Origin of the sequence: Corynebacterium sp. NML98-0116 (assembly GCF_001767255.1) — a bacterium.
Taxonomy (GTDB): Bacteria; Actinomycetota; Actinomycetes; order Mycobacteriales; family Mycobacteriaceae; genus Corynebacterium; species Corynebacterium pseudogenitalium.
Genome location: NZ_CP017639.1, coordinates 1,544,676 through 1,564,109, shown reverse-complemented (window position 1 = coordinate 1,564,109; position 19,434 = coordinate 1,544,676). Strand labels below are relative to the sequence as shown.

Annotated in this window: 19 protein-coding genes and 1 pseudogene; 10 read left to right on the top strand and 10 right to left on the bottom strand. The window is 59.5% G+C overall.

The features are described from left to right. Positions 1-117 precede the first annotated feature (117 nt). Genes BJP05_RS07080 through BJP05_RS07065 form a run of 4 tightly spaced genes read left to right on the top strand, consistent with a single transcriptional unit; the run spans position 118 to position 4,914 of the window. Positions 118-1,236 carry a resuscitation-promoting factor gene (locus BJP05_RS07080; protein ID WP_070362808.1) on the top strand — a complete coding sequence of 373 codons (1,119 nt, stop codon included), beginning with the start codon at positions 118-120 and terminating at the stop codon, positions 1,234-1,236. 11 nt (positions 1,237-1,247) lie between these two features. Beyond that, positions 1,248-2,093: a 16S rRNA (adenine(1518)-N(6)/adenine(1519)-N(6))-dimethyltransferase RsmA gene (rsmA, locus tag BJP05_RS07075; protein WP_070363551.1), complete on the top strand. Its 846-nt coding sequence runs from the start codon at positions 1,248-1,250 to the stop codon at positions 2,091-2,093. Next, positions 2,090-3,082 carry a 4-(cytidine 5'-diphospho)-2-C-methyl-D-erythritol kinase gene (locus tag BJP05_RS07070; protein ID WP_070362807.1) on the top strand — a complete coding sequence of 331 codons (993 nt, stop codon included), beginning with the start codon at positions 2,090-2,092 and terminating at the stop codon, positions 3,080-3,082. Before rsmA ends, BJP05_RS07070 begins: the two co-directional genes overlap by 4 nt. Positions 3,083-3,099: 17 nt before the next feature. After that, positions 3,100-4,914, top strand: coding sequence for an ABC-F family ATP-binding cassette domain-containing protein (locus BJP05_RS07065; protein ID WP_070362806.1), 1,815 nt, complete (start codon positions 3,100-3,102; stop codon positions 4,912-4,914). On the opposite strand, the gene BJP05_RS07060 is transcribed toward BJP05_RS07065, so the two are convergent. Then, entirely contained in the window at positions 4,911-5,552 is a 642-nt protein-coding gene (locus BJP05_RS07060) for a GntR family transcriptional regulator (RefSeq protein WP_070362805.1), read from the bottom strand. The genes BJP05_RS07065 and BJP05_RS07060 overlap by 4 nt on opposite strands. A gap of 171 nt (positions 5,553-5,723) precedes the next feature. Between BJP05_RS07060 and BJP05_RS07055 the strand changes: the two genes are divergently transcribed. Next, positions 5,724-6,047, top strand: coding sequence for a putative quinol monooxygenase (locus BJP05_RS07055; RefSeq protein ID WP_070362804.1), 324 nt, complete (start codon positions 5,724-5,726; stop codon positions 6,045-6,047). Between the two features lie 47 nt (positions 6,048-6,094). Further along, complete coding sequence (gene ppk2, locus BJP05_RS07050; RefSeq protein WP_070362803.1) at positions 6,095-6,961, top strand: polyphosphate kinase 2; 867 nt, start codon at positions 6,095-6,097, stop codon at positions 6,959-6,961. An 85-nt stretch (positions 6,962-7,046) separates the two neighbouring features. Here the strand turns inward: ppk2 and BJP05_RS11305 are convergent, their stop codons facing one another. From BJP05_RS11305 to BJP05_RS07025, 6 genes are all read right to left on the bottom strand, one after another. Further along, entirely contained in the window at positions 7,047-7,190 is a 144-nt protein-coding gene (locus BJP05_RS11305; protein ID WP_168156192.1) for a hypothetical protein, read from the bottom strand. Then, positions 7,187-7,975 (bottom strand): HtaA domain-containing protein, encoded by a 789-nt coding sequence (locus tag BJP05_RS07045; protein WP_070362802.1) that lies wholly within the window; start codon positions 7,973-7,975, stop codon positions 7,187-7,189. The genes BJP05_RS11305 and BJP05_RS07045 overlap by 4 nt, the downstream gene beginning before the upstream one ends. Before the next feature lie 99 nt (positions 7,976-8,074). Continuing rightward, positions 8,075-8,854: a heme ABC transporter ATP-binding protein gene (locus tag BJP05_RS07040; protein WP_070362801.1), complete on the bottom strand. Its 780-nt coding sequence runs from the start codon at positions 8,852-8,854 to the stop codon at positions 8,075-8,077. Next, on the bottom strand, positions 8,851-9,894 hold the full coding sequence (locus tag BJP05_RS07035) for an iron ABC transporter permease (RefSeq protein ID WP_070362800.1): 1,044 nt from the start codon (positions 9,892-9,894) through the stop codon (positions 8,851-8,853). The genes BJP05_RS07040 and BJP05_RS07035 overlap by 4 nt, the downstream gene beginning before the upstream one ends. Beyond that, complete coding sequence (locus BJP05_RS07030; RefSeq protein WP_070362799.1) at positions 9,891-10,958, bottom strand: hemin ABC transporter substrate-binding protein; 1,068 nt, start codon at positions 10,956-10,958, stop codon at positions 9,891-9,893. Before BJP05_RS07030 ends, BJP05_RS07035 begins: the two co-directional genes overlap by 4 nt. Before the next feature lie 14 nt (positions 10,959-10,972). Continuing rightward, positions 10,973-12,730: an HtaA domain-containing protein gene (locus BJP05_RS07025; protein WP_070362798.1), complete on the bottom strand. Its 1,758-nt coding sequence runs from the start codon at positions 12,728-12,730 to the stop codon at positions 10,973-10,975. 241 nt (positions 12,731-12,971) lie between these two features. On the opposite strand from BJP05_RS07025, the gene BJP05_RS07020 reads away from it, so the two are divergent. After that, a complete protein-coding gene (locus BJP05_RS07020; RefSeq protein ID WP_070362797.1) occupies positions 12,972-13,409 on the top strand; it encodes a hypothetical protein in 438 nt (145 codons plus the stop codon). On the opposite strand, the pseudogene BJP05_RS07015 reads toward BJP05_RS07020, so the two are convergent. Both BJP05_RS07015 and BJP05_RS07010 read right to left on the bottom strand, forming a co-directional pair. After that, positions 13,395-14,024, bottom strand: a pseudogene (locus BJP05_RS07015) (heme oxygenase (biliverdin-producing)). The gene BJP05_RS07020 and the pseudogene BJP05_RS07015 sit on opposite strands and share 15 nt — an antisense overlap. 126 nt (positions 14,025-14,150) lie before the next feature. Further along, on the bottom strand, positions 14,151-14,729 hold the full coding sequence (locus BJP05_RS07010; RefSeq protein WP_070362796.1) for a DNA-3-methyladenine glycosylase: 579 nt from the start codon (positions 14,727-14,729) through the stop codon (positions 14,151-14,153). A gap of 148 nt (positions 14,730-14,877) precedes the next feature. Between BJP05_RS07010 and BJP05_RS07005 the strand changes: the two genes are divergently transcribed. Next, on the top strand, positions 14,878-16,416 hold the full coding sequence (locus BJP05_RS07005; RefSeq protein WP_070362795.1) for an FMN-binding glutamate synthase family protein: 1,539 nt from the start codon (positions 14,878-14,880) through the stop codon (positions 16,414-16,416). A gap of 39 nt (positions 16,417-16,455) precedes the next feature. Continuing rightward, positions 16,456-16,632, top strand: a complete 177-nt coding sequence (locus BJP05_RS11300) for a hypothetical protein (protein ID WP_168156190.1) — start codon at positions 16,456-16,458, stop codon at positions 16,630-16,632. 3 nt (positions 16,633-16,635) lie between these two features. On the opposite strand, the gene BJP05_RS07000 is transcribed toward BJP05_RS11300, so the two are convergent. Then, on the bottom strand, positions 16,636-17,436 hold the full coding sequence (locus BJP05_RS07000; RefSeq protein WP_070362794.1) for an HAD family hydrolase: 801 nt from the start codon (positions 17,434-17,436) through the stop codon (positions 16,636-16,638). Positions 17,437-17,775: 339 nt separating this feature from the next. On the opposite strand from BJP05_RS07000, the gene BJP05_RS06995 reads away from it, so the two are divergent. Beyond that, positions 17,776-19,236 carry a glyceraldehyde-3-phosphate dehydrogenase gene (locus BJP05_RS06995; protein ID WP_256006385.1) on the top strand — a complete coding sequence of 487 codons (1,461 nt, stop codon included), beginning with the start codon at positions 17,776-17,778 and terminating at the stop codon, positions 19,234-19,236. Positions 19,237-19,434: the final 198 nt, after the last annotated feature.

Genomic DNA, 19,434 nt, shown 5'->3' with positions numbered 1-19,434 from the left:
ATCGCGTGGCGCGAGTGAACGTGTCCACCATGGTGTGCAAACATGTGCTGGTAAAACGGTAGAAGTTACCGTATTGTTATCGAAGTATTATTTCGTGACGAAGGGGAATGACGCTTTATGGGCTCGCGTATCCAGCACAACAACACCGCAACGAAGCGAATCGCCGTCGGGGCACTCGCAGGTGTTGTCATTGCAGCCGGTACCACCACGGCGCTCGCCGCGCAGAAGGACGTCACAGTGGACGTCAACGGTGAGGCGACCTCGCTGAAGACCTTCTCGGGTGACGTCGCGGGTGCGTTGCAGGCTGCGGGCGTTGAGGTCAAGGACAGTGACGTTGTGTACCCGGCGCCTGCTGAGAAGCTGTCGAACGGCGATACCGTGACCGTTCGTACTGCGAAGCCAGTCGCCGTCGTCGTCGACGGGGTGGCAAAGGAAATCACCTCGACAGCGCTGACTGTTGGGGAAGTCATGGACGAGGTGGGTGTGTCCCCGGCTTCCTCGTCGGACCTGGACAAGGACACCAAGCTTGTCGACGGCCTCAATGTCGACGTGACCACCCCGAAGATCATCGCGATCAATGACGGCGGGAACGTGACCTACGCGTCGGTTGCGAAGAAAACCGTAGGCGAGCTCCTCGCGGACCGTGGCATCACCTTCGACTCCGATGATCGTTTGAACCACCCGCTTGATGCCGCGGTGTACCCGAACATGGAGATCGTGCTCGACCGCGTCAACGTGGTGAAGCGTGCTGAGGTCCTGCCAATCGAGGCACCGGTTGAGTACGTCGATGATGAAGAGCTGGAAACCGGCAACGAAGAGGTGCTGGAGGAAGGCAAGGACGGGGAGAAGGAAATTCTCCACGAGACCGTTCTGGTCAATGGCAAGGTTGAATCCGAGGGCATTGCAGGTGAGCGCGAGGTTCGTGCGCCGAAGGCGGCGAAGGTGCGACGCGGTACCAAGGAGTCGGCGAATGCTCCCGCAGTAGCAGCTGGTTCGGTATGGGACACGTTGGCGCAGTGTGAGTCTGGCGGCAACTGGTCCATCAACACGGGTAATGGCTACCACGGCGGCTTGCAATTTTCTGCGTCGACGTGGGCAGCGTACGGCGGCACCCAGTACGCGCCGACCGCTGACCAGGCGACCCGCGAGCAGCAGATCGCAATCGCCCAGAAAACGCAGGCATCCCAGGGGTGGGGTGCGTGGCCTGCATGTACCGCACGGATGGGGTTGCGCTAACCTCGTCAGGTATGAGCGAAACCCAACTGCTTGGCCCGGTAGAAATCCGTGAGCTTGCGGCTGCACTAGGTGTCACCCCAACGAAACGGCTGGGGCAGAACTTCGTGCACGACCCGAATACCGTGCGGCGTATCGTTGCCGCAGCGGAGCTTTCCCCAGACGACCGCGTGGTCGAGGTCGGTCCTGGTCTCGGGTCACTGACGCTTGGCCTGCTCGATGAGGCAGCGCACGTGACAGCGCTTGAGATCGATGACAGGCTGGCACAGCAGCTGGGTAAAACCGTGGAGCTTCGCGCACCTTCGGCCGCGAGCAAGCTGGATATCGTGCACATGGATGCACTGAAGACTACGCAGCGTGATGTTCCCGGGGAGCCAACGGCCCTCGTTGCGAACCTGCCGTACAACGTTTCTGTGCCGGTGTTGTTGCACCTGCTTGCGGAGTTCCCCTCCATTCGCCGCGTGCTCGTGATGGTGCAGAAGGAGGTGGCAGATCGTCTCGCAGCGAAGCCAGGCACGAAGATTTACGGCGTTCCTAGCGTAAAAGCAGCGTTCTATGGCGAGGTCTCGCAGGCAGGGACCATCGGCAAGCACGTCTTCTGGCCGGCTCCGAATATCGAGTCCGGGCTTGTTCGCATCGACGTCGATCCGGGGCGCGACCGCAGCGTGCGCGACAAGGTTTTCCCACTTATCGACGCCGCCTTCGCCCAACGCCGCAAGACGCTGCGTTCAACGCTCGCATCGGTGTACGGTTCCCCCGTGGAGGCCGAGGCAGCCCTGCGTGAGGTCGGCATCGATCCTGGACTGCGTGGCGAGAAGCTTGGAGTGGAGGACTTTGTCAGGCTAGGGGAGGCCCGATGAGCGGCAACACGCGGGAGTTTGTTGCATCAGCGCCCGGCAAAGTGAACCTACACCTCGGCGTCGGCAACGCGCGTGCCGACGGCTACCACGAGTTGGTAACGGTTTTCCAGGCCGTCGAGCGCCGCGAGCGAGTTCGCATCGTCGTCGAGGATGAGTCGGCATGCGTCGAATCTGGCTCCGTGGTCGTTGGGATGCAGACGCACTTCCACGTGGACGTACCAGACGAGGATATCGATACGCCTCGAAACCTGACGTGGCGTGCGGTTGATGCCGTCGTCGACGCCGTCCGGGCCCGCAGTGGCGTGCAAGGATTGTCGTTGCCGAAGGCGAAGCTGGTCGTCGACAAGCATGTGTTTGTGGCAGGCGGGATGGCGGGCGGTTCCGCAGATGCCGCGGCTGGGCTCGTCGCGGCGAACGCCTACGTGGAGCGGTACTGCGGTGAGCGGCTCAGCGAAGAAGATCTCTACGACCTTGCAGCCGGGCTGGGAGCGGACGTGCCGTTCGCACTCCACGGCCACACAGCGCTTGGCACCGGGCGTGGCGACGCCCTCGTTGAGGTCCTCGGACGTGGCACGTACTGGTGGGTGTTTTGCAACCCGAAGATTGGGATTTCGACGGGCAAGGCCTTCGAAACGCTCGATGATCTGCGCCACGACAACCCGGCGCTCGTACCGCATTTGGACACGGCCGCGCTGTCGCAGGCACTCGTGACGGGCGACCCGCGCGAGCTAGCGAAGCACCTGCACAACGATTTGGAAGCTGCAGCGGTGGCGATGCGCCCACGCATCGCAGCCCTGATCACACGCATCGAATCCGAAACTGAACTTGTAGCCCGAGCGATCGTTTCCGGGTCCGGGCCGACGATCGCCGCACTGTGCTTCGACGAAGAAGCCGCGCGGACCCTCGAAACGGTGCTGCGTGACAGCGTCGAGGGCGTCGAGGTGTTCTGTACTTCCGGCCCGTCTGCGGGGGCGCAACTCGAGGCGTAGGCTACGATGGGTTTGCTATGGCGAACCTGATCAACCTCGAAAACGTATCCAAAACCTGGGGCTTAAAAACACTGCTCGACGGTGTCTCCCTCGGAATCCAGACCGGCGATCGCATCGGCATCGTGGGCGTCAACGGCGGCGGGAAAACAACGTTGCTTGAGGTGCTCACCGGCATCGAAGCCCCGGACAGCGGGCGCGTGTCGCACAACTCTGACCTACGCATGGCGGTGGTGACACAACGCTTCGAAATTCACGACGACGCCACCGTCGGCGACGTCGTCGTCAAACCCTTGGGTCTCGAGACGTACGAGTGGGCGTCGAATAGCAAGGTGCGAGAGGTTCTCCAAGGAACAGGCGTGGCTGCCCTCGGGCTGGACACCCCGGTCGGGGAGCTTTCTGGTGGTGAGCGGCGCCGCGTGAGCCTCGCCGCGGCCCTTGTGCAGGACTTAGATCTCGTCGTGCTTGACGAGCCGACGAACCACCTTGATGTCGAGGGTGTGCAGTGGCTGGCATCCCACCTCATGCAGCGCAAACTCGCAGTCGTGGTGGTTACGCACGACCGCTGGTTCCTCGATACCGTCGCTACGCTGACCTGGGAGGTCCACGACGGCACCGTCGACGTCTACGAGGGTGGCTACAATGACTGGACGTTCGCCCGCGCCGAGCGTGCCCGCCAGGCCGACGCCATCGAGCAGCGTCGTCAGAACTTGGCGCGCAAAGAGCTCGCGTGGCTGCGCCGAGGCGCCCCCGCACGCACGTCAAAACCGCGCTACCGCATCGAAGCAGCCGAAGCTCTCATCGCGAATGTCCCGCCACCACGCGACAAGGTCGAGCTGATGGCGTTTTCCAAGCAACGCCAGGGCAACGTCGTCATCGAGTTTGAGGACGCCCGTATCGACGCTCCTGACGGGCGCACGCTCGTCGACCACCTCACGTGGCGGCTCGCGCCGGGCGAGCGCATCGGCCTTGTTGGTGTCAACGGTTCCGGAAAGACGACGTTGCTGCGGACGCTTGCCGGTGACTACCCGCTTGCTGCCGGCAAGCGCATCGAAGGCCTGACCACACGGATTGGGTGGCTGCGACAGGAACTCGACGACCTCGACCCAACGAGGACGGTGCTCGACTCTGTGGAGGATGTCGCGCACTACATCACGTTGGGCAAGAAAGAGGTTTCGGCCTCACAGCTCGCGGAGCGCCTCGGGTTCAGCCCGAAGCGCCAGCGCACACCTGTTGGGGACCTCTCCGGCGGTGAGCGTCGTCGGCTCCAACTGACGCGTGTGCTGATGAGTGAGCCCAACGTATTGCTTCTCGACGAGCCCACCAACGACCTCGACATCGATACGCTGCAGGAACTCGAAGACTTACTCGATGGCTGGCCAGGAACGCTCGTCGTGATTTCGCACGACCGCTATCTGATTGAACGCATCGCGGACTCTACCTACGCACTGTTCGGCGACGGCACGCTGAGCAACCTACCCGGAGGGATCACGCAGTACCTCGAGCAGCGAGCTGCCATGGACACCCAAACGGGTCCACTCGATTTGGGGGAGAAGACCGAAAACTCCGAAAAAGCTGCCCCCGTGGAGGAACCGCGGCTGTCATCGCAGGAAGAACGTGAGATCCGGAAGCGGATGAAAGCGCTTGAGCGCAAGATCGCGACGGCGGAAACACGTGCCAAGGAGTTGGAAGCGCAGATTGCCGACATGTCGGGTGAAGACGCGCCGGATTTCGAAGCGATCGGCGCGAAGACGCAGGAATTGCAGCGCACCAACGATGGCCGCGATGAGCTAGAGATGGAGTGGCTTGAGCTTGGGGAGCAGCTCGAGCACTAAATCGGGTACCCGTTATTGATCTTCTCGATCAGGTCGTTCACAATACGACCCTGCTCGAGGAGTGCTTCCTGCAGGTAGTCGGAAGCCTCGTGGCGCTTTTCTTTGCGCAGCAGCTCCACAATGTGCTCGTTGACGGAGATGAACTGGCGGTTAAACGACGGCTGCTGCTGAATAATCGGAAGCGTTGCCAAGCGCATGAACGCGTCAAGCTGGTCCATGGTGTCGCCGAGGGTCTTCGAGCCCATTGCGGAGAGCACCACGTGGTGGAAAGCCTGGTTCACGGCCGTCAGCAGGTCATCGTCGTCCTGAGCGATTGCCTCGCGGGCTTCAGTGTTGAGTTTTTCGAGACGGTCAACATCGAGCTCTTCGCCCCAAAGGAGAGCCGCAGGCTCGATTGCGGCGCGCGCACGGTAGGTGTCAGTGACGAAGTCCGGGGAAGGAGTGGCGAGGAATACGCCACGGTTCGGAATGCGCTCACAAAGACCTTCTGACGTAAGCATTGCAAATGCTTCGCGGAGGGTATTTCTGGATACCTCGAAACGCTCAGCGAGGGCAACCTCGTTGAGCTTCTGGCCTGGGGAGAACTCACCACGCGAAATCGCGCGGCGGACCTCAGAGGCAACGTTTTGAGCAAGCATGGCATCCGTAAGTGTAGAACTATTTATTTAAGCTAGTCAGCAATGGTAAATAGAACCATCGGCCGACAACTGTTACGAGTATAACGCATCTATTGTTGAACAATTAACTGAGCAGCTTCGTAGCCAAAAGCGTCGGCTGACAACAATGCGAGATATGCGTAGGGTGGTGGCATGATTTTGATCAACGTTCGTTACAAGCCACTGCCAGAATACGTCGAGACATTTCGTCAAGAGGTAGAGGAATTCACCAACGCAACCCGCGCAGAGCCGGGCTGCATCTTCTTTGACTGGTACCGCAGTGAAGAGGATAAGAACGAATACCTGCTCATCGAGGCATTCCACGACGATGCCGCGGAAGCGCACGTGAACTCCGATCATTTCCGCGCCGCCCAGGAGCTGTTCCCGAAGATTCTGAAGGAAACCCCGACCATCATCAATACCCTGATCGAGGGTAAGACCGAGTGGGATACCATGGCTGAATTCAAGGTGGACTAGCCGAATCGGCTTAATTTCTCCCCGCTTTATGGGTACGGTTAGTACCTATGAGTGAAGAGAAGAATTCCACCAAGCCCCCGAAACTTTCCAAGAAGGCGTACGAGAAAGAACTCGTACGCCTTCAAGCTGAGTTGGTGGCAATGCAGCAGTGGGTCGTCAAGACCGGAGCGCGTGTTGTCATCGTGATGGAGGGGCGCGACGCGGCAGGCAAAGGCTCCGCAATTAAGCGCATCACCCAGTACCTGAACCCGCGCACCTGCCGTATTGAGGCGCTGCCGAAGCCAACTGAGCGCGAGCAGACGCAGTGGTACTTCCAGCGCTACGTCGAAAAGCTCCCCGCCGCAGGCGAGATCGTCATCTTCGACAGGTCCTGGTACAACCGCGCCGGCGTTGAGCGCGTGATGGGGTTCTGCACCACGGAGGAATACCGTCGGTTCCTACACCAGACACCGATCTTTGAACGCCTCCTCGTTGAGGACGGCATCATGCTGCGTAAGTACTGGTTCTCTGTATCGGATGAAGAGCAGTACAAGCGATTCCAATCCCGCCGGGAAGACCCGCTGCGCCAGTGGAAGCTCTCGCCAATGGACCTCGAGTCCATTACAAAGTGGGAGGACTACTCCCGAGCCAAGGATGAGATGTTTATCCACACGGATATTCCTGCGGCGCCGTGGTACACGGTTGAGTCGGAGGATAAGAAGCGCTCGCGCATCAATGTGATTTCTCACCTCTTGTCGACGATCCCCTACGAGCACATTGACCCTGATCTGCCAGAGATCCCTGAACGCCCAGAGATTATTGACTACGAGCGACCTCCGCGCGACGAGTTCCGTTACGTGCCCGATGCTGCTGCAAAGCTGGAACTCTCCAAGGTGAGCAGCAAGAAAAAGAAGAAGGGCAAGAAGAACTCCTAGTTTGGTGTGTTGCCCAAATGGAGAAACCCAGCCATACCATGAGGTGGCTGGGTTTCTTGTTTTGCGGTCTGTATATCTCTGTATATCAAGGAATCGTTGGTAGCTGGATCCCGAGAATCGTCCCTGCGCCCTGGGCGAGTGCGGCGACGGTCATTACGACGCCAGCGATCGCCATGAGTGAAGTGATCACCGTGGTGATGTGTCCGCCGACGTTATCGACGGCGCTCATACGAGCTTCCCGAGCATCGCCTGGAAACCTGGCTGGCTCGCTGCAAATGCAAGGCCACCGAGGGCCGCGATTGCGGCAAGCACGATTCCGACGATCGCGCCGGTTCCAAGGCTTGATCCTTCCGGCGTGGGAGTGGGCGTCGTCTGTGCGGGAGCATCCTTGAATTTCAGTGCAAGGGCTACCTTGGAATCCGCGAAAGGCTCACCGGCCTTGTACTGCTTATCGAAGATCGCGGAGCCGTCCTCTGTCAGTTTGGTCGGGGTGAAGGTCGCAGCGAATTGGTTGTTCTTGTTAGCCTTCAGCGGCTGTTGGACGTCGAACTCGACGATGCGCTTATCGTCGCCGGTCAACGTGGTGGTCTCTGCACCGGGCATAGCGCCCTTGCGGACATAGTCTGCCTGGAGGAACCCTTTAGCCCCTTCGATGACGACCTTGAAATCAGACAGCTGGATATCCATCGCACCGTGGTGTGCGTTGATACTGATAGCGCCGTCGAGGTCTATGACCCCTTCGCCAGTTGCCGTGAGCTTGGACTCCTTTGCATTTACTGGCAAGGCGAAGTCAACCAGCTTGCTCGCGTCAAGTACCTTTTCTGCCCCATCGGACGCCGTGATGGTTGCTGCGGCAAACGGCTTCTGGATGTAGCTCAGGAATGATCCCTTGATGTTCCAGTTTGCGTGCCCGGACTCGAGCGTTGGGGCTTCCGCGAATGCGCTCGGCGCGACGAGGGCAGTAGAAGCAAGGAAGGCAGCGGTGAGGGTTGCCAGAGTGGTGGAGCGAGACATGTACGTCCTTTCATGAGTAATCGCAACCACACCGAATGGTGAGGTTAGGCTAACCTTAAATATTGGTTGGGGTTTGGTCAACGGCCGGGGGTAATGGGGCTAGGTCGCACCTGTCATAGGGGAGCAGTTTGCCTCATGAGGCGCGATGAAAACACGATTTCCGTCGTGCAGGACCGTAATAGGCCAGTCGTAGATCTCGCTCAGAATGTGGTCCTGGTACACCTCGGCCACCGGCCCCGCTGCCGCAACAGCCCCCTGCTTCAAGCACACCACGTGGTCGCAGTACCGCGCAGCAAGCTGAAGATCGTGGAGCACGACGATCACGGTCGCGCCATCACGTGCCAAGGTGCGGGCGACGCCCATCGTCTGCTCTTGGAAGCGCACGTCCATCGCGGCAGTTGGTTCGTCGAGAAACACCACAGGTGTTCGCTGTGCCAAGACTCTGGCAAAGGCCACACGGGCGCGCTCACCACCGGAAAGCGTGAACATCTCTCGTTCCTGGAGGTGCGTGATGCCCGTCGCGGCGAGCGCTTGGTTGACGATGGTGGCGTCGTCAGGCTGAGTGCCCCACGGATGGCGCCCCATCTCGACGACGTCGCGCACCAAGAACGAAAAGGCGACACTGACATCCTGAAGCATGACGGCACGCGTCCGAGCGAGTTGATGAGCGGTGCACCCAGATACATCCTGACCTACAAGCTGGACGCTTCCGCTCGAGAGGGATGTATCGCCGGAGAGCGCAGCGAGCAATGTAGACTTGCCAGCTCCGTTGGGGCCGATGAGGCCGGTGACCTCTCCACTCTGCGCGGACATGCTGACATCGTGGAGTATTTCGCGCCCCTGTCTATGGACTGTGACATGTGAAGCGGTAACTGTCATTGTGCATGGCCCTTTCGCATCATCTGCCGCAGCAGGAAGAAGAAGGTCGGCCCGCCAATCAGCGCTGTGAAAATACCGATTGGCAGGTCAGCGAATGGAATGATTGTGCGGGAGAGGATATCGCCAGCACCGATCAAAAGCGCGCCACCGAGTGCAGAAGCCGGGACAAGCACCGTATTGGACGGGCCGACCGCAGTGCGCACGATATGTGGGACGACGAGTCCTACGAACCCGATCAACCCAGCGAAGGAGACTGCTGCGGCTGTAAGCAATGTCGATAGTGCGATCGCCAACATGCGCAGGCGTGCGACGTTGATGCCTACATGGAATGCAGCTTGGTCGCCCAAAGCGAGGATGTCGAGCTTGCGCACAAAACACATGGCACATGCCAATGCGAAGGTGACAACGGCAGCTACCACCCCAGTTTGCGCCCAACTCGCCCCAGCGAGACTGCCCATCTGCCAGAAAACGATCTGTTCCCGCGCCGTGGTGGGGGCGATGAATGTGAGTGCTGAAATGCATGCGCCGCAGATAGCGTTCGCTGCGATGCCTACTAGAACCAGGTTCAGGACGCGGACTCTGCCACCTGAACGCGCTAGCTGGTACACCACCACGGTGACGAATATGCCCGTTGCGAACGCGAAGATCGGCACGGTCATCGTTCCGAATATGGTGATGCCGAATACGGTGGCGATTGCTGCGCCTACACCTGCCCCGGTACTGACGCCAACGACGCTTGGTTCTGCTAGGGGGTTGGCAAATACGGACTGCATGAGCGCCCCGCCTGTTCCCAGTGCCGCGCCGACGCAGAGTCCTAGAACGAGCCTCGGGATGCGGATTTGCCACAATACTGATGCTTCGAGTGTGGACGCTGACATTGGCCCTGCGGTAAGGATCGGCCAGAGCTCGCCGGGGGAGAACTCAAACTGGCCTACAACGAGAGAGGCAATGGCCGTGAGCACTAGCAGGGAAGCGGTGGCTGCGAAAAGCACAATTCTTCCAATGCGTCGTGCATGGATTGCTCCGTGGTGCTCGCTCATAGCTGCTCTCCGTAGAGAGCGTGCGCCGCGCGCAGCAGCAGTTCGCCAGTTTGAGGTCCGAACGCAAGTGAGTCACCGTCGGGAAGCGCCAGGACTCGCCGGTGCTGCCCCGCGGTGGTTTGTGCGACGCCGGGACGTTGGAGGAGGCCTTCAATATCGCCTGTGGACTGGAGCCCACCGTTCATCATGACGAACACTTCGGGGTTTACCTCGGCGAGCGCCTCAGGGCTTGCAGGCGAAGGCTGACCGATGCCGTGCTCGGAATTGACGTCCCTGCCACCTAGAGCAGTGATGAGTTCTTCAGTTCCTTCTTCACGCCCGAGTAGATAGAAGACGCCACCGGTGCCGCGAGCATACAAAAACGACATTCGCAGTGGTTCTTCAGGTGCCACCGCAGCGATTGCGTCGAGCGCTTGCTGGACTTCTTTCTCGCTGCGTTCGGCGAGGAGGCGGCCTGCCTCAGGCTCACCGACGAGGGTTGCCACATTAGTGATGTCCTCCGCGATCGAGGCCAGCGAACGCGTCGGCTCCAGCATCACAGTGGTGATACCGGCTGCCCGTAGCTGGTCGATCGCCTCAACTGGTCCTACTGAGCGGTCGACAAGCACCAAGGTGGGACGAAGATTCAGAATGGCCTCGACGTTGAGCGAATGCCCGTTTTCCGTGACTACGGGCAGATGCGCAAGCGACGGCTCCGAGGAACTTACGGTCCGCCCGACGATGTTGTCTGCCATGCCGACACCACGAAGCGTCTTGGTGAATGTGCCGTATAGGTCCAGTGCAAGGATGCGGGAGGTATCAGTAATGGTGACGTCGTAACCGTCCGCATCGGTCACTTCGACGGGCAGAGCTTGTTCCCGTGGCGTATCGATTGGCTCGACCTCGGAGATCTCAGAGACCATCGAAACCCCTTGCGCCTGGTGTGGGTCCCCGTTTGTCTGCAGCGACTCCGCGAGCTCGTTGGTGGTGTGTTGTGTTGGGTTGTCCCACTCCGCACACCCGCCGAGGCTCAGCGTTATCGCAGTCGCGGTAACCAAGGAAAGAGTGGTTTGCAGCATTTTCATAGTGTCACATCTCCCTATCCGATGACCGCGAATCTGATGAGCGCACCGCCTGCGCCAAGCAGCGAGGCAATGAGCACCAAGAGCGTCGCGACGGTCGCGTCATCCCAACCATCCGCCCCTGTACGCGAATTGGGCGCGGTGTTTTTAATCTGGAACTTTCCGCCTTCTGGCTGATCAGAGGACGAAACAGTTGCGTCCCCCAAATGCTCGTCGAGAACGCTTCCGCGGGAAGGCGTAGACGAGGATGTTGTAGACTTCCGAAGTTTCGCTCGAGCGTCGGCCCCCGCCGCATTGTTGGATGGAGAGGACGCCCCTCCGACGGAGCCCTGGCCTTCGGCGCAGTTAGCCGATCCGCCGAGTTGAGCGGTGAAGTGAATTGTGTCGAGCGGATCGCCAGGAGGGTAGAACTGCCCAAACGCTTCCGAACCTGTGCTCGTAAGCGTTGCTTCTGCTGTACCGGTTACCGCAGAGTCGCTCACATCGAGGTTCGTGAAAGTGAGGTCTGCGATGGCGATGCGCCCGTAGTCGCGGGGGTCGCCTTCCATGGTGTTCGACGTCGCGTTGAGGATCAGCTGGCCGGTATTGCCGGAGAACTGGATTTCCATGTTGGAAAAACGAGTGTCCAATACGCCCCCGTGCCCGGTAAAACGGATCGAACCGGGGTAGAGGATGGACCCCGACCGCGTCGCAGAATCAACTGCTCCCGAATTGCCGTTGAAAGTAAAGGTGTTACCGCTGTCTCCAACGCCTTGGAGCTCCCACTTTCCTTTCGCGATATTGCCACGGATGTATGTACGGAACGACTGCCGGATTCCCCACTGTGCCTCAGCAGAGGTGACTCCGTGTGAGGTGCCAGCATCACAGACGGTATTTGAAGATGCATTACCGCCTGACGGTGCTGTGGCTGAGGCATCGCGATTGCTGTGGGCCGATGCGTTGCTCGATGGGGAAGTCGGCGCTGATGCTTGGTTGCGCGCCGGGGCCGTGTTGGCAGCCGAAGCAGTCGTCCCCGGCGCCGTCGAAGAGCGGTTGGGACGGGCTGACTGTTGCGACGATGTAGCGCGCTCGTGTAACGACGTTGCGCTTCGCAAGACCTTGTCGGCGTTGGTAAACAGCCCGTTGACCTCGATGAGCGTGTCGTTTACCTGTCCGAGCCAGAAAGCCGGTCCGCTTGTCGCCTTTGAACGTGTGGCGCCACTGTGCCCCTGAGCAGCTGCGTTGCTATTGTCTCCTGATGGGGACCCGAGTGTGAAGTCCGGGACTGGTCCGGCACCCGAAGCCTCCGTGAGTGAGAGATCGATACTGATCGGGTCGAGGGGCTCGCCTGCTTCGTAGAATCCGGCGAAGATAGTTTCCCCAGAAGCGGTAAGTGAGGTGTGGCCGCTTATTGTCACTTGGCTTGCGGTGAAGTCCGGTGCGGCGTCAAGGGTGATGGTGGCCAGTACTTCTTTTTGTCCTTCTTCGACAGGGCCCACAGCTCCTGCGCCGACATACTTCCGTGTGCTGTAGTCCACCCGGAGTTCTGCGTTAGTGCCGTTGACCACCAAGATCGGGTTGCTGAGCGTCAGCTCGAGAGAGCCATCGTGGCCACTGAAGTGGACTGAGCCGGTGAAGTTGAATTGTCCGGAGGATGGGCCAGTAATCGCGGAGGATTCGGCTGGGAATTGGAATGCCGTCCCTGAGCGAGTTGCCCCTTCATCTGTGGAGATGGACCCCTTGGCGACGCCGGTTTCGATGTACTTACGGAACGATTCTCGCACACCCCAATCCATTGTTCCCGTGGATACAGTGCGGTGTGACGCGGTTTGTTCCTGTGCCGGAGCAGGGGGAGGGGTAATGAGGAGCGGGCTGAACGCTGTTGCTGCAAAGCCAAGCATGCTGGCAGAAGTGGCCAACGCGCATACGTAGCGGATAGACATAGTTCTTGGAAAATACTCTTCGTCGTCGGGATAAATGAGGGTAAGCTTACCTAATTAAAGTTAGGTGAGCATAGCCTTATGAAAGGGTGTTGTTGTGGTAGTGGACCAGGAGCCTGTAACCGAGCTCATTCCAGTCGTCTCAGAGGTGTCTCAAGGGCGGTTCGCGCCGTGGGAGCGTGCACTGTCGGCTGTAATTGCTGGCGTAGTGGTCTTTGGTGTGAGCGCCGGAAATCTGTGGGTAAGCTCCTTGGCCTGCTTGGGGTTGGTTGCACTAGTTTTTGCGCTGGCTGCGCTGCCGTCGCGACGTCGTTACCAGGCATCACCGCGCGGAGGTCGTCGCTCCGGGTTTCTCGTTGGTGTGGTGTGGGCTGGGGTGGTTGCAGTCTCGCTGGTGGTGTTGTTCGCCGTGCCTGAGCGCTACACCCTTACCGGGGGCGTGCTTGCCGCCTTTGTGGCGGCAAGTGCCGTGTGGGGTGTGTTTGCGTATCTCGACAGCAGTGACGCCAAGCGTCGAGGGCTAGTCGAGTCGTGATGTAAGCTCCTGGAACACGGCTTCATTCAGTGTGAAGACGTGCTTTGCTGTCTCGATGAGTTGGGCGCGTTCGTCGTCGCTCAGTTGCATGGCGTCCAGGGATGCTTTGTATTGCGCACGATATGGCGGGATTTTCCCAATCGCGGAAAAGTTATAGAAGTTGAGGGCGTTATCGCCGAGGTTGTATTCGCTGCGAAATACCCGGGCAAGCGCCTGACCGCCAGCGATGTCGCCGAGGTAGCGAACGTAGTGGTGTGCTATCACCTCGGGGCCGTTGTTGGGGGTGAGTGCGTTGAGCTCGGCCACGTAGCGCGACGTTGCCTCGAGTGGGTGATGGTGATCTTGTCAATCCGCGCCGAGTAGCGCTGTGAGGTCGGCGGAGATTGCGTCCACCCGCTCAAGTCTCGGGTCGGCGATCTGGGCCACGGCATGGTGAGTGGCTGTGCGGCGCACCGCGGCTTCGAGCGCGGAATAGATGTGGAAGTACTGCACGGTGAGCTCGGCGACGGCTGTTGCGTTGAGCTGGCCTCCGCTGAGGTGAGACATGAAGCGGGAGGTCTCGGCACTTGCGTGTGCGGCTGTGGTCTGCTCCTTCAGGGCGACGGAAAGTGGCATCTGCGCAGGGGCGATGAGGGTCATCGGTGACTCCGATCGTGTGTAGGTGGGGAGCGAGCGCTCCAAGCTGACCCACCAATAGTAAGGCAAGGCTTACCTAAAGAAAATCGCCCAAAAGTTTAGGATTTATGCCTTGTATTTATTGCTCGTTTTATAACCGCGAGGCGTGGAAACAGTTTTGTCTCCGGGGATCCAGAATCGCCAGGGGGCATCAGCATTCTTCGAGATGCCAATACGGGGGCCACAAACCCACTCCGGGGGAGCGGTAGGTGCGGTCAAAGAGACGGATTTATGGTTATCGGTGAGTTCAAACCCCAACGCTTCGCCCAGGTTTCCGGGGCCACGCGCCAGGTTGTCTTCTTCGATGGGAAGGCGGTCGGGTTTTTGGCGGCGTCGATAGGCGATGTCGTGGCCTTCGATGACCCTGCCTCCACGCAGTAGGCATCCCTGGCCGATGCCCTCCGGTGCGCACACAATGTTGACGTTGTGGTGAATGCCGTACGAAAGGTAGACGTAGAAGTGTCCTGGAGGGCCGAACATCGCAGCGTTTCGTGCCGTTTTGCCGCGATAGGTGTGCGCGGCGGCGTCTTCCTCGCCGAGGTATGCCTCGACCTCGGTCAATACGATGCTGACCCCGCCATGAGTGAGTGTGCACCCGAGTAGTTTCGGCGCGACGATGTTTGCGGGGCGGGAAAAGTCAATCATGGCCCCACCCTAACGAGAGTTCCCCAATGGTGGTTGAACGAAAGGGGGAAACACCACATGAAGTGTGGCTGGAGTTTGTTTTGTTATTTTTTTGCGTACGGTGAAAACAGGAACGCTTTTCTACACGCCACTTAGTCTAAGGAGCATCATGGCAGGCAAGCGCAACTGGGCAGCAACAGCGTCGATCGCGGCAGCGTTGGGGGTAGGAACTGTTGCAGCTGTGGATCTGACTCAGAAGAAACACTCCATTCGAAGAATTTACCCAGTCTTGGGGCGTGCGCGGTGGGCACTCGAGAAGATTCGTCCGGAGCTTCAGCAGTACTTTATTGAGCGTGACTGGGACGGCCGCCCATTCGACCGCCGCACTCGTAGTCTCATCTACTCGCGCGCGAAAGGGCAGACTTCGACCACTGCGTTCGGTACGCAAGAAAACGTCTACGAGCAGGGACACCGCTCCCTGGTGCATTCGATGCGCCCCGTAGATATGCCTGCGGAGCCGCCGCGCGTGCTGATTGGAGGCCCGCAGTGCTCCCAGCCGTACAGTGCAGCATTGCTGAACATCTCCGCTATGAGCTTCGGCTCGTTGTCTGGGCGCGCCGTCGAAGCGATGAACAAGGGAGCCAAGTTGGGCGGGTTCTACCAGGACACCGGTGAAGGCGGTCTGTCCCCGCACCACGAAAAGTACGGCGGTGACCTGGTGTGGGAAATCGGCACCGGGTACTTCGGCGCACGCACCCCGATGGGGGGATTTGATGCAGATACCTTCGCAGAGAAGGCAAAGCGGCCACAGGTGAAGATGACGCTGCTCAAGCTCTCACAGGGAGCGAAGCCTGGTTTGGGCGGTGAGCTGCCAGCCGCGAAGGCGACGAAGGAAGTTGCTGAAATTCGCGGGATCGAGGAAGGGAAGGCGTTCACGTCCCCAGGTGCGCACTCTGAATTTGATACCCCAATCGGCCTCCTGCACTTCATCGACCAGATGCGTACCCTCTCCGGGGGGAAGCCGGTTGGATTCAAACTGTGCATAGGCTCTCGTCGGGAATTCCTCTCGGTGTGCAAGGCCATGCTCGAGACTGGCATTCTGCCTGACTTCATCGTGGTCGACGGTTCCGAGGGCGGTACTGGCTCGGCGCCGAAGGAGTTTGAGGACCACGTGGGCCTGCCACTCACAGAGGGCCTGACGTTCGTGAACAATGCGTTGGTGGGCTGCGGCCTTCGCGACAAGATCAAGATCGGTGCTGCCGGCAAAATCGCCGCCGGCAACGACTTGGTGCGTCGCATGGTGCAGGGCGCGGACTTCCTGCTGAGCGCCCGCGCGATGATGATGGCCGTCGGCTGCGTGCAGGCAATGGAGTGCCACCTCGGTACGTGCCCGGCTGGTGTCGCGACGCAAGACCCGTGGCGTGAGCGTGGCCTGGATGTCGAGGACAAATCAATGCGCGTGATGCGGTACCAGAAGGCCACCGTTTCGTCAGCGCTGCGCCTCATGGCCGCGATGGGAGTGCAAGATCCGAAGGACCTGCGCCCCGAGATGATTCGCTGCAACGACGACTACGGGAAACCCCAGACGTACCGCGAGCGCTACGAGTGGCTTCGCGACGGTCAGCTTGTCGACGGCGACGTCCCGGAGAACTGGCGCGAGGACTGGGAATCTGCGAACGCGGAGTCGTTTCTAGCGAAAGGGAAGTAGCGCTTCGCTTCGGCGTGGAAAATTTGCCACAATAGGGGCATGACCCTAGATGAATCACAACGCGCGAAGGAACTGGCCGAGCTTGAGGAACGCCTCGAGCTCGGCCGTAAGCACCACGAAGAACTCATGGCGCAGATGAAGGCGAAAGTCCAGGAGTTCGAAGAGCGCCAAGCTGAGCTTGAGCGAGCTATTGCGGAGCGCAAGTCCGCAAAGTAAGCGCTATTGCTCACTGAGCCATGCAGCAAGTCGATGCACTGCTGCATGCTCAGCGTTAGTTCCGATGACCTCGTCCGCCACCGTCTTAAGATCCGGGTGGGCGTTGCCCATCGCAACCGCTGTTCCAGCCGCCTGGAGCATCGTGTAATCGTTCAGGAAATCACCGATCGCGGCAGTTGCTTCCTGAGGCACGCCCAAGGCGTCCGCGATCGCCAGCAGCGCCTTGCCCTTGTCTGCCTCTGGGCTCATGATGTCGATCCAGTGCTGGCCACTAACTACGTGGTGTAGTCCAGGCGCGTGCGCCTGCACCCACGCCAGCGCGTCACGCTCTGCATCACCGTCCACGTAGAGCGCGACTTTCACGGGTTGTTCGAAGGGGACGTCGACAAGCGAATCCACGTTTGTGTTGGCGTGATAGTACTTTGCAATCTCCTGCTCGACTTCCTTGGATGCACCGCGCAGCGAGTAGGACTGCTCGGGGGTGCACAGCACCGCCGACGCTGAAAACGGCGCTGTTTCAAACGCGCGTAGAAACTCGCGTACTGGCTGCTCCGGCATGGCAGTCACGTCGATTATGCGGCCGTCGTGGAAGACGACGGAACCGTTCTCCGCGATGAACGTGTGAGGCTGATGAGTGGTGAACATATCACGAAGCGTCGCGAGCTGGCGTCCCGATGCCGGCGTGACCAGGACTTCGCGGTCGTCGGCAAGGCGAAGGAGCTCCCAGAAGGCGTCGGGAATGCGCCCGTGTTCGTTGAGCAGGGTGCCGTCCATGTCGAGGGCGATGATCTTCGGGCAAGGCATAGATTCGTTTCCTCCAATGCGTTGATGTACGTGCACAGGGTACCGAAGGTAGTTTCGCGCCAGCTTGTCGACGCCACGTTGGACAAATACCGCCATCCAGCACCGGGGGTGTGTTTTGGGGGTGGGGTGCGGGTTTACTTGGCGTTGCACTACAAAGCCCACCTAAGGCGACTGATGTAACCATATCTCGCGGTGCGGTTGGTTTAGCTGGAGTATTTGTAACAAAGATGGACCAATACACGCTACGATAATTCCTGTATTGGGGGTACGGCAGCTGTGTCATGTACCCCCAAGGCAAACGTTTCCCAATTGTTCAATTACCGCATGAAGAGGATGACTGTGTCTACGCCTACGAATACAACGCACCAACAGGACTGGAATCACAAGCTGACCCTGGCCCAGGAAATGCTTCCGCTCATCAGCCAGCTTCACCGTGAAAACAACGTTGTCACCTCGATTTTTGGCCGACTGCTGGTAGGTGTGACGGACATCGACATTATTAAGGCGCACCGGTACGCGCGTCGCATTGTGGAGAAGGAGCTTCCGCTCGAGGACACGTTGCCGGTGCTTCGTGAGCTTGTTCAGATGAACCTCGGCACGGCATCGATTGACCTTGGCCGTCTTGCCAGCGACTACAAGAAGTCCGGCGCGAGCGATCTGCGGGCCTACTTGAACGAGGCGCTTGCCGACGTCGTCGATACGGACTCGGAGCTCGAGCCACGCGATGTTGTGCTGTATGGTTTCGGCCGCATCGGCCGCTTGTTGGCCCGCATTCTGATTGCTCGTGAGGCGATGTACGGGGGAGCGCGCCTGCGCGCCGTCGTCGTGCGGAAGAAGGGTGACGACGACATCGTCAAGCGTGCATCTTTGCTTCGCCGCGACTCGGTGCACGGTCCATTTGACGGCACTATCACTGTGGATCACGAGAAGGAAGTCATCTGGGCCAACGGGACGCCGATCCAGATGATCTACGCGAACGACCCGGCATCCATCGATTACACCGAGTACGGCATCAAGGATGCGATCGTCGTTGATAACACCGGTGTCTGGCGCGATGAGGCTGGCCTGAGCCAGCACCTGAAGTCCAAGGGTGTCTCCCGCGTTCTGCTGACCGCTCCAGGCAAGGGTGATATTAAGAACATTGTCTACGGCATCAACCATGCTGACATTACGGACGGTGACCAGATCCTGTCCGCGGCTTCGTGCACCACGAACGGTATTACGCCGGTGCTGAAGGTCATCAATGATCGCTACGGCGTGGTCCACGGCCACGTTGAGACAGTGCACTCCTACACGAACGACCAGAACCTGGCCGACAACTTCCACAAGGGGGACCGCCGCGGTCGCGCTGCTGGCCTCAACATGGTGCTGACGGAAACAGGTGCCGCAAAGGCTGTGTCGAAGGCGCTTCCCGAGTTCGAGGGCAAGCTGACCGGCAACGCGATCCGCGTTCCAACGCCTGACGTTTCTATGGCGGTGCTCAACCTCGAGCTCGAAACCGAGACGACAAAGGATGAGGTCAATAACTTCCTCCGTAAGGTCTCGACGGATTCTAACCTGCGCCAGCAGATTGACTACATCCAGTCGCCTGAGGTTGTCTCGACAGATTTGCTCGGTACCACGCACGCTGGTGTCGTTGACGGGTTGGCGACGATTTCGGCCGGCAAGCACCTCGTGCTCTACGTCTGGTACGACAATGAGTATGGCTACTCCCACCAGGTAGTGCGAGTTGTTGAGGAGATCGCGGGTGTTCGCCCGCGCATTTACCCCGCACGGACCGTTCCGGAGGATCTGAAGTAGTCATTTCTTTTCATGCCCCAGGCTGCACAGGGCAGTTCCTGGGGCATGATGAGTTATTGGGGGGTGTACGTTTTTGCGCTGGGAGTTCGCAAATTGACGTTCATACACTAAGTTAAAAGCGTACGTCTTTCGGTATGGGTGATTCGAAGAAGTGTAAGGCAGAGGCAATAGTGCGTCGAGGTAAGTGTAAAACCGGGC

Coding starts and splice junctions, on each gene's coding strand:
- BJP05_RS07080 (WP_070362808.1), top strand. CDS start 118: ATGGGCTCGCGTATCCAGCACAACAACACCGCAACGAAGCGAATCGCC.
- rsmA (WP_070363551.1), top strand. CDS start 1,248: ATGAGCGAAACCCAACTGCTTGGCCCGGTAGAAATCCGTGAGCTTGCG.
- BJP05_RS07070 (WP_070362807.1), top strand. CDS start 2,090: ATGAGCGGCAACACGCGGGAGTTTGTTGCATCAGCGCCCGGCAAAGTG.
- BJP05_RS07065 (WP_070362806.1), top strand. CDS start 3,100: ATGGCGAACCTGATCAACCTCGAAAACGTATCCAAAACCTGGGGCTTA.
- BJP05_RS07060 (WP_070362805.1), bottom strand. CDS start 5,552: ATGCTTGCTCAAAACGTTGCCTCTGAGGTCCGCCGCGCGATTTCGCGT.
- BJP05_RS07055 (WP_070362804.1), top strand. CDS start 5,724: ATGATTTTGATCAACGTTCGTTACAAGCCACTGCCAGAATACGTCGAG.
- ppk2 (WP_070362803.1), top strand. CDS start 6,095: ATGAGTGAAGAGAAGAATTCCACCAAGCCCCCGAAACTTTCCAAGAAG.
- BJP05_RS11305 (WP_168156192.1), bottom strand. CDS start 7,190: ATGAGCGCCGTCGATAACGTCGGCGGACACATCACCACGGTGATCACT.
- BJP05_RS07045 (WP_070362802.1), bottom strand. CDS start 7,975: ATGTCTCGCTCCACCACTCTGGCAACCCTCACCGCTGCCTTCCTTGCT.
- BJP05_RS07040 (WP_070362801.1), bottom strand. CDS start 8,854: ATGACAGTTACCGCTTCACATGTCACAGTCCATAGACAGGGGCGCGAA.
- BJP05_RS07035 (WP_070362800.1), bottom strand. CDS start 9,894: ATGAGCGAGCACCACGGAGCAATCCATGCACGACGCATTGGAAGAATT.
- BJP05_RS07030 (WP_070362799.1), bottom strand. CDS start 10,958: ATGAAAATGCTGCAAACCACTCTTTCCTTGGTTACCGCGACTGCGATA.
- BJP05_RS07025 (WP_070362798.1), bottom strand. CDS start 12,730: ATGGATTGGGGTGTGCGAGAATCGTTCCGTAAGTACATCGAAACCGGC.
- BJP05_RS07010 (WP_070362796.1), bottom strand. CDS start 14,729: ATGATTGACTTTTCCCGCCCCGCAAACATCGTCGCGCCGAAACTACTC.
- BJP05_RS07005 (WP_070362795.1), top strand. CDS start 14,878: ATGGCAGGCAAGCGCAACTGGGCAGCAACAGCGTCGATCGCGGCAGCG.
- BJP05_RS11300 (WP_168156190.1), top strand. CDS start 16,456: ATGACCCTAGATGAATCACAACGCGCGAAGGAACTGGCCGAGCTTGAG.
- BJP05_RS07000 (WP_070362794.1), bottom strand. CDS start 17,436: ATGCCTTGCCCGAAGATCATCGCCCTCGACATGGACGGCACCCTGCTC.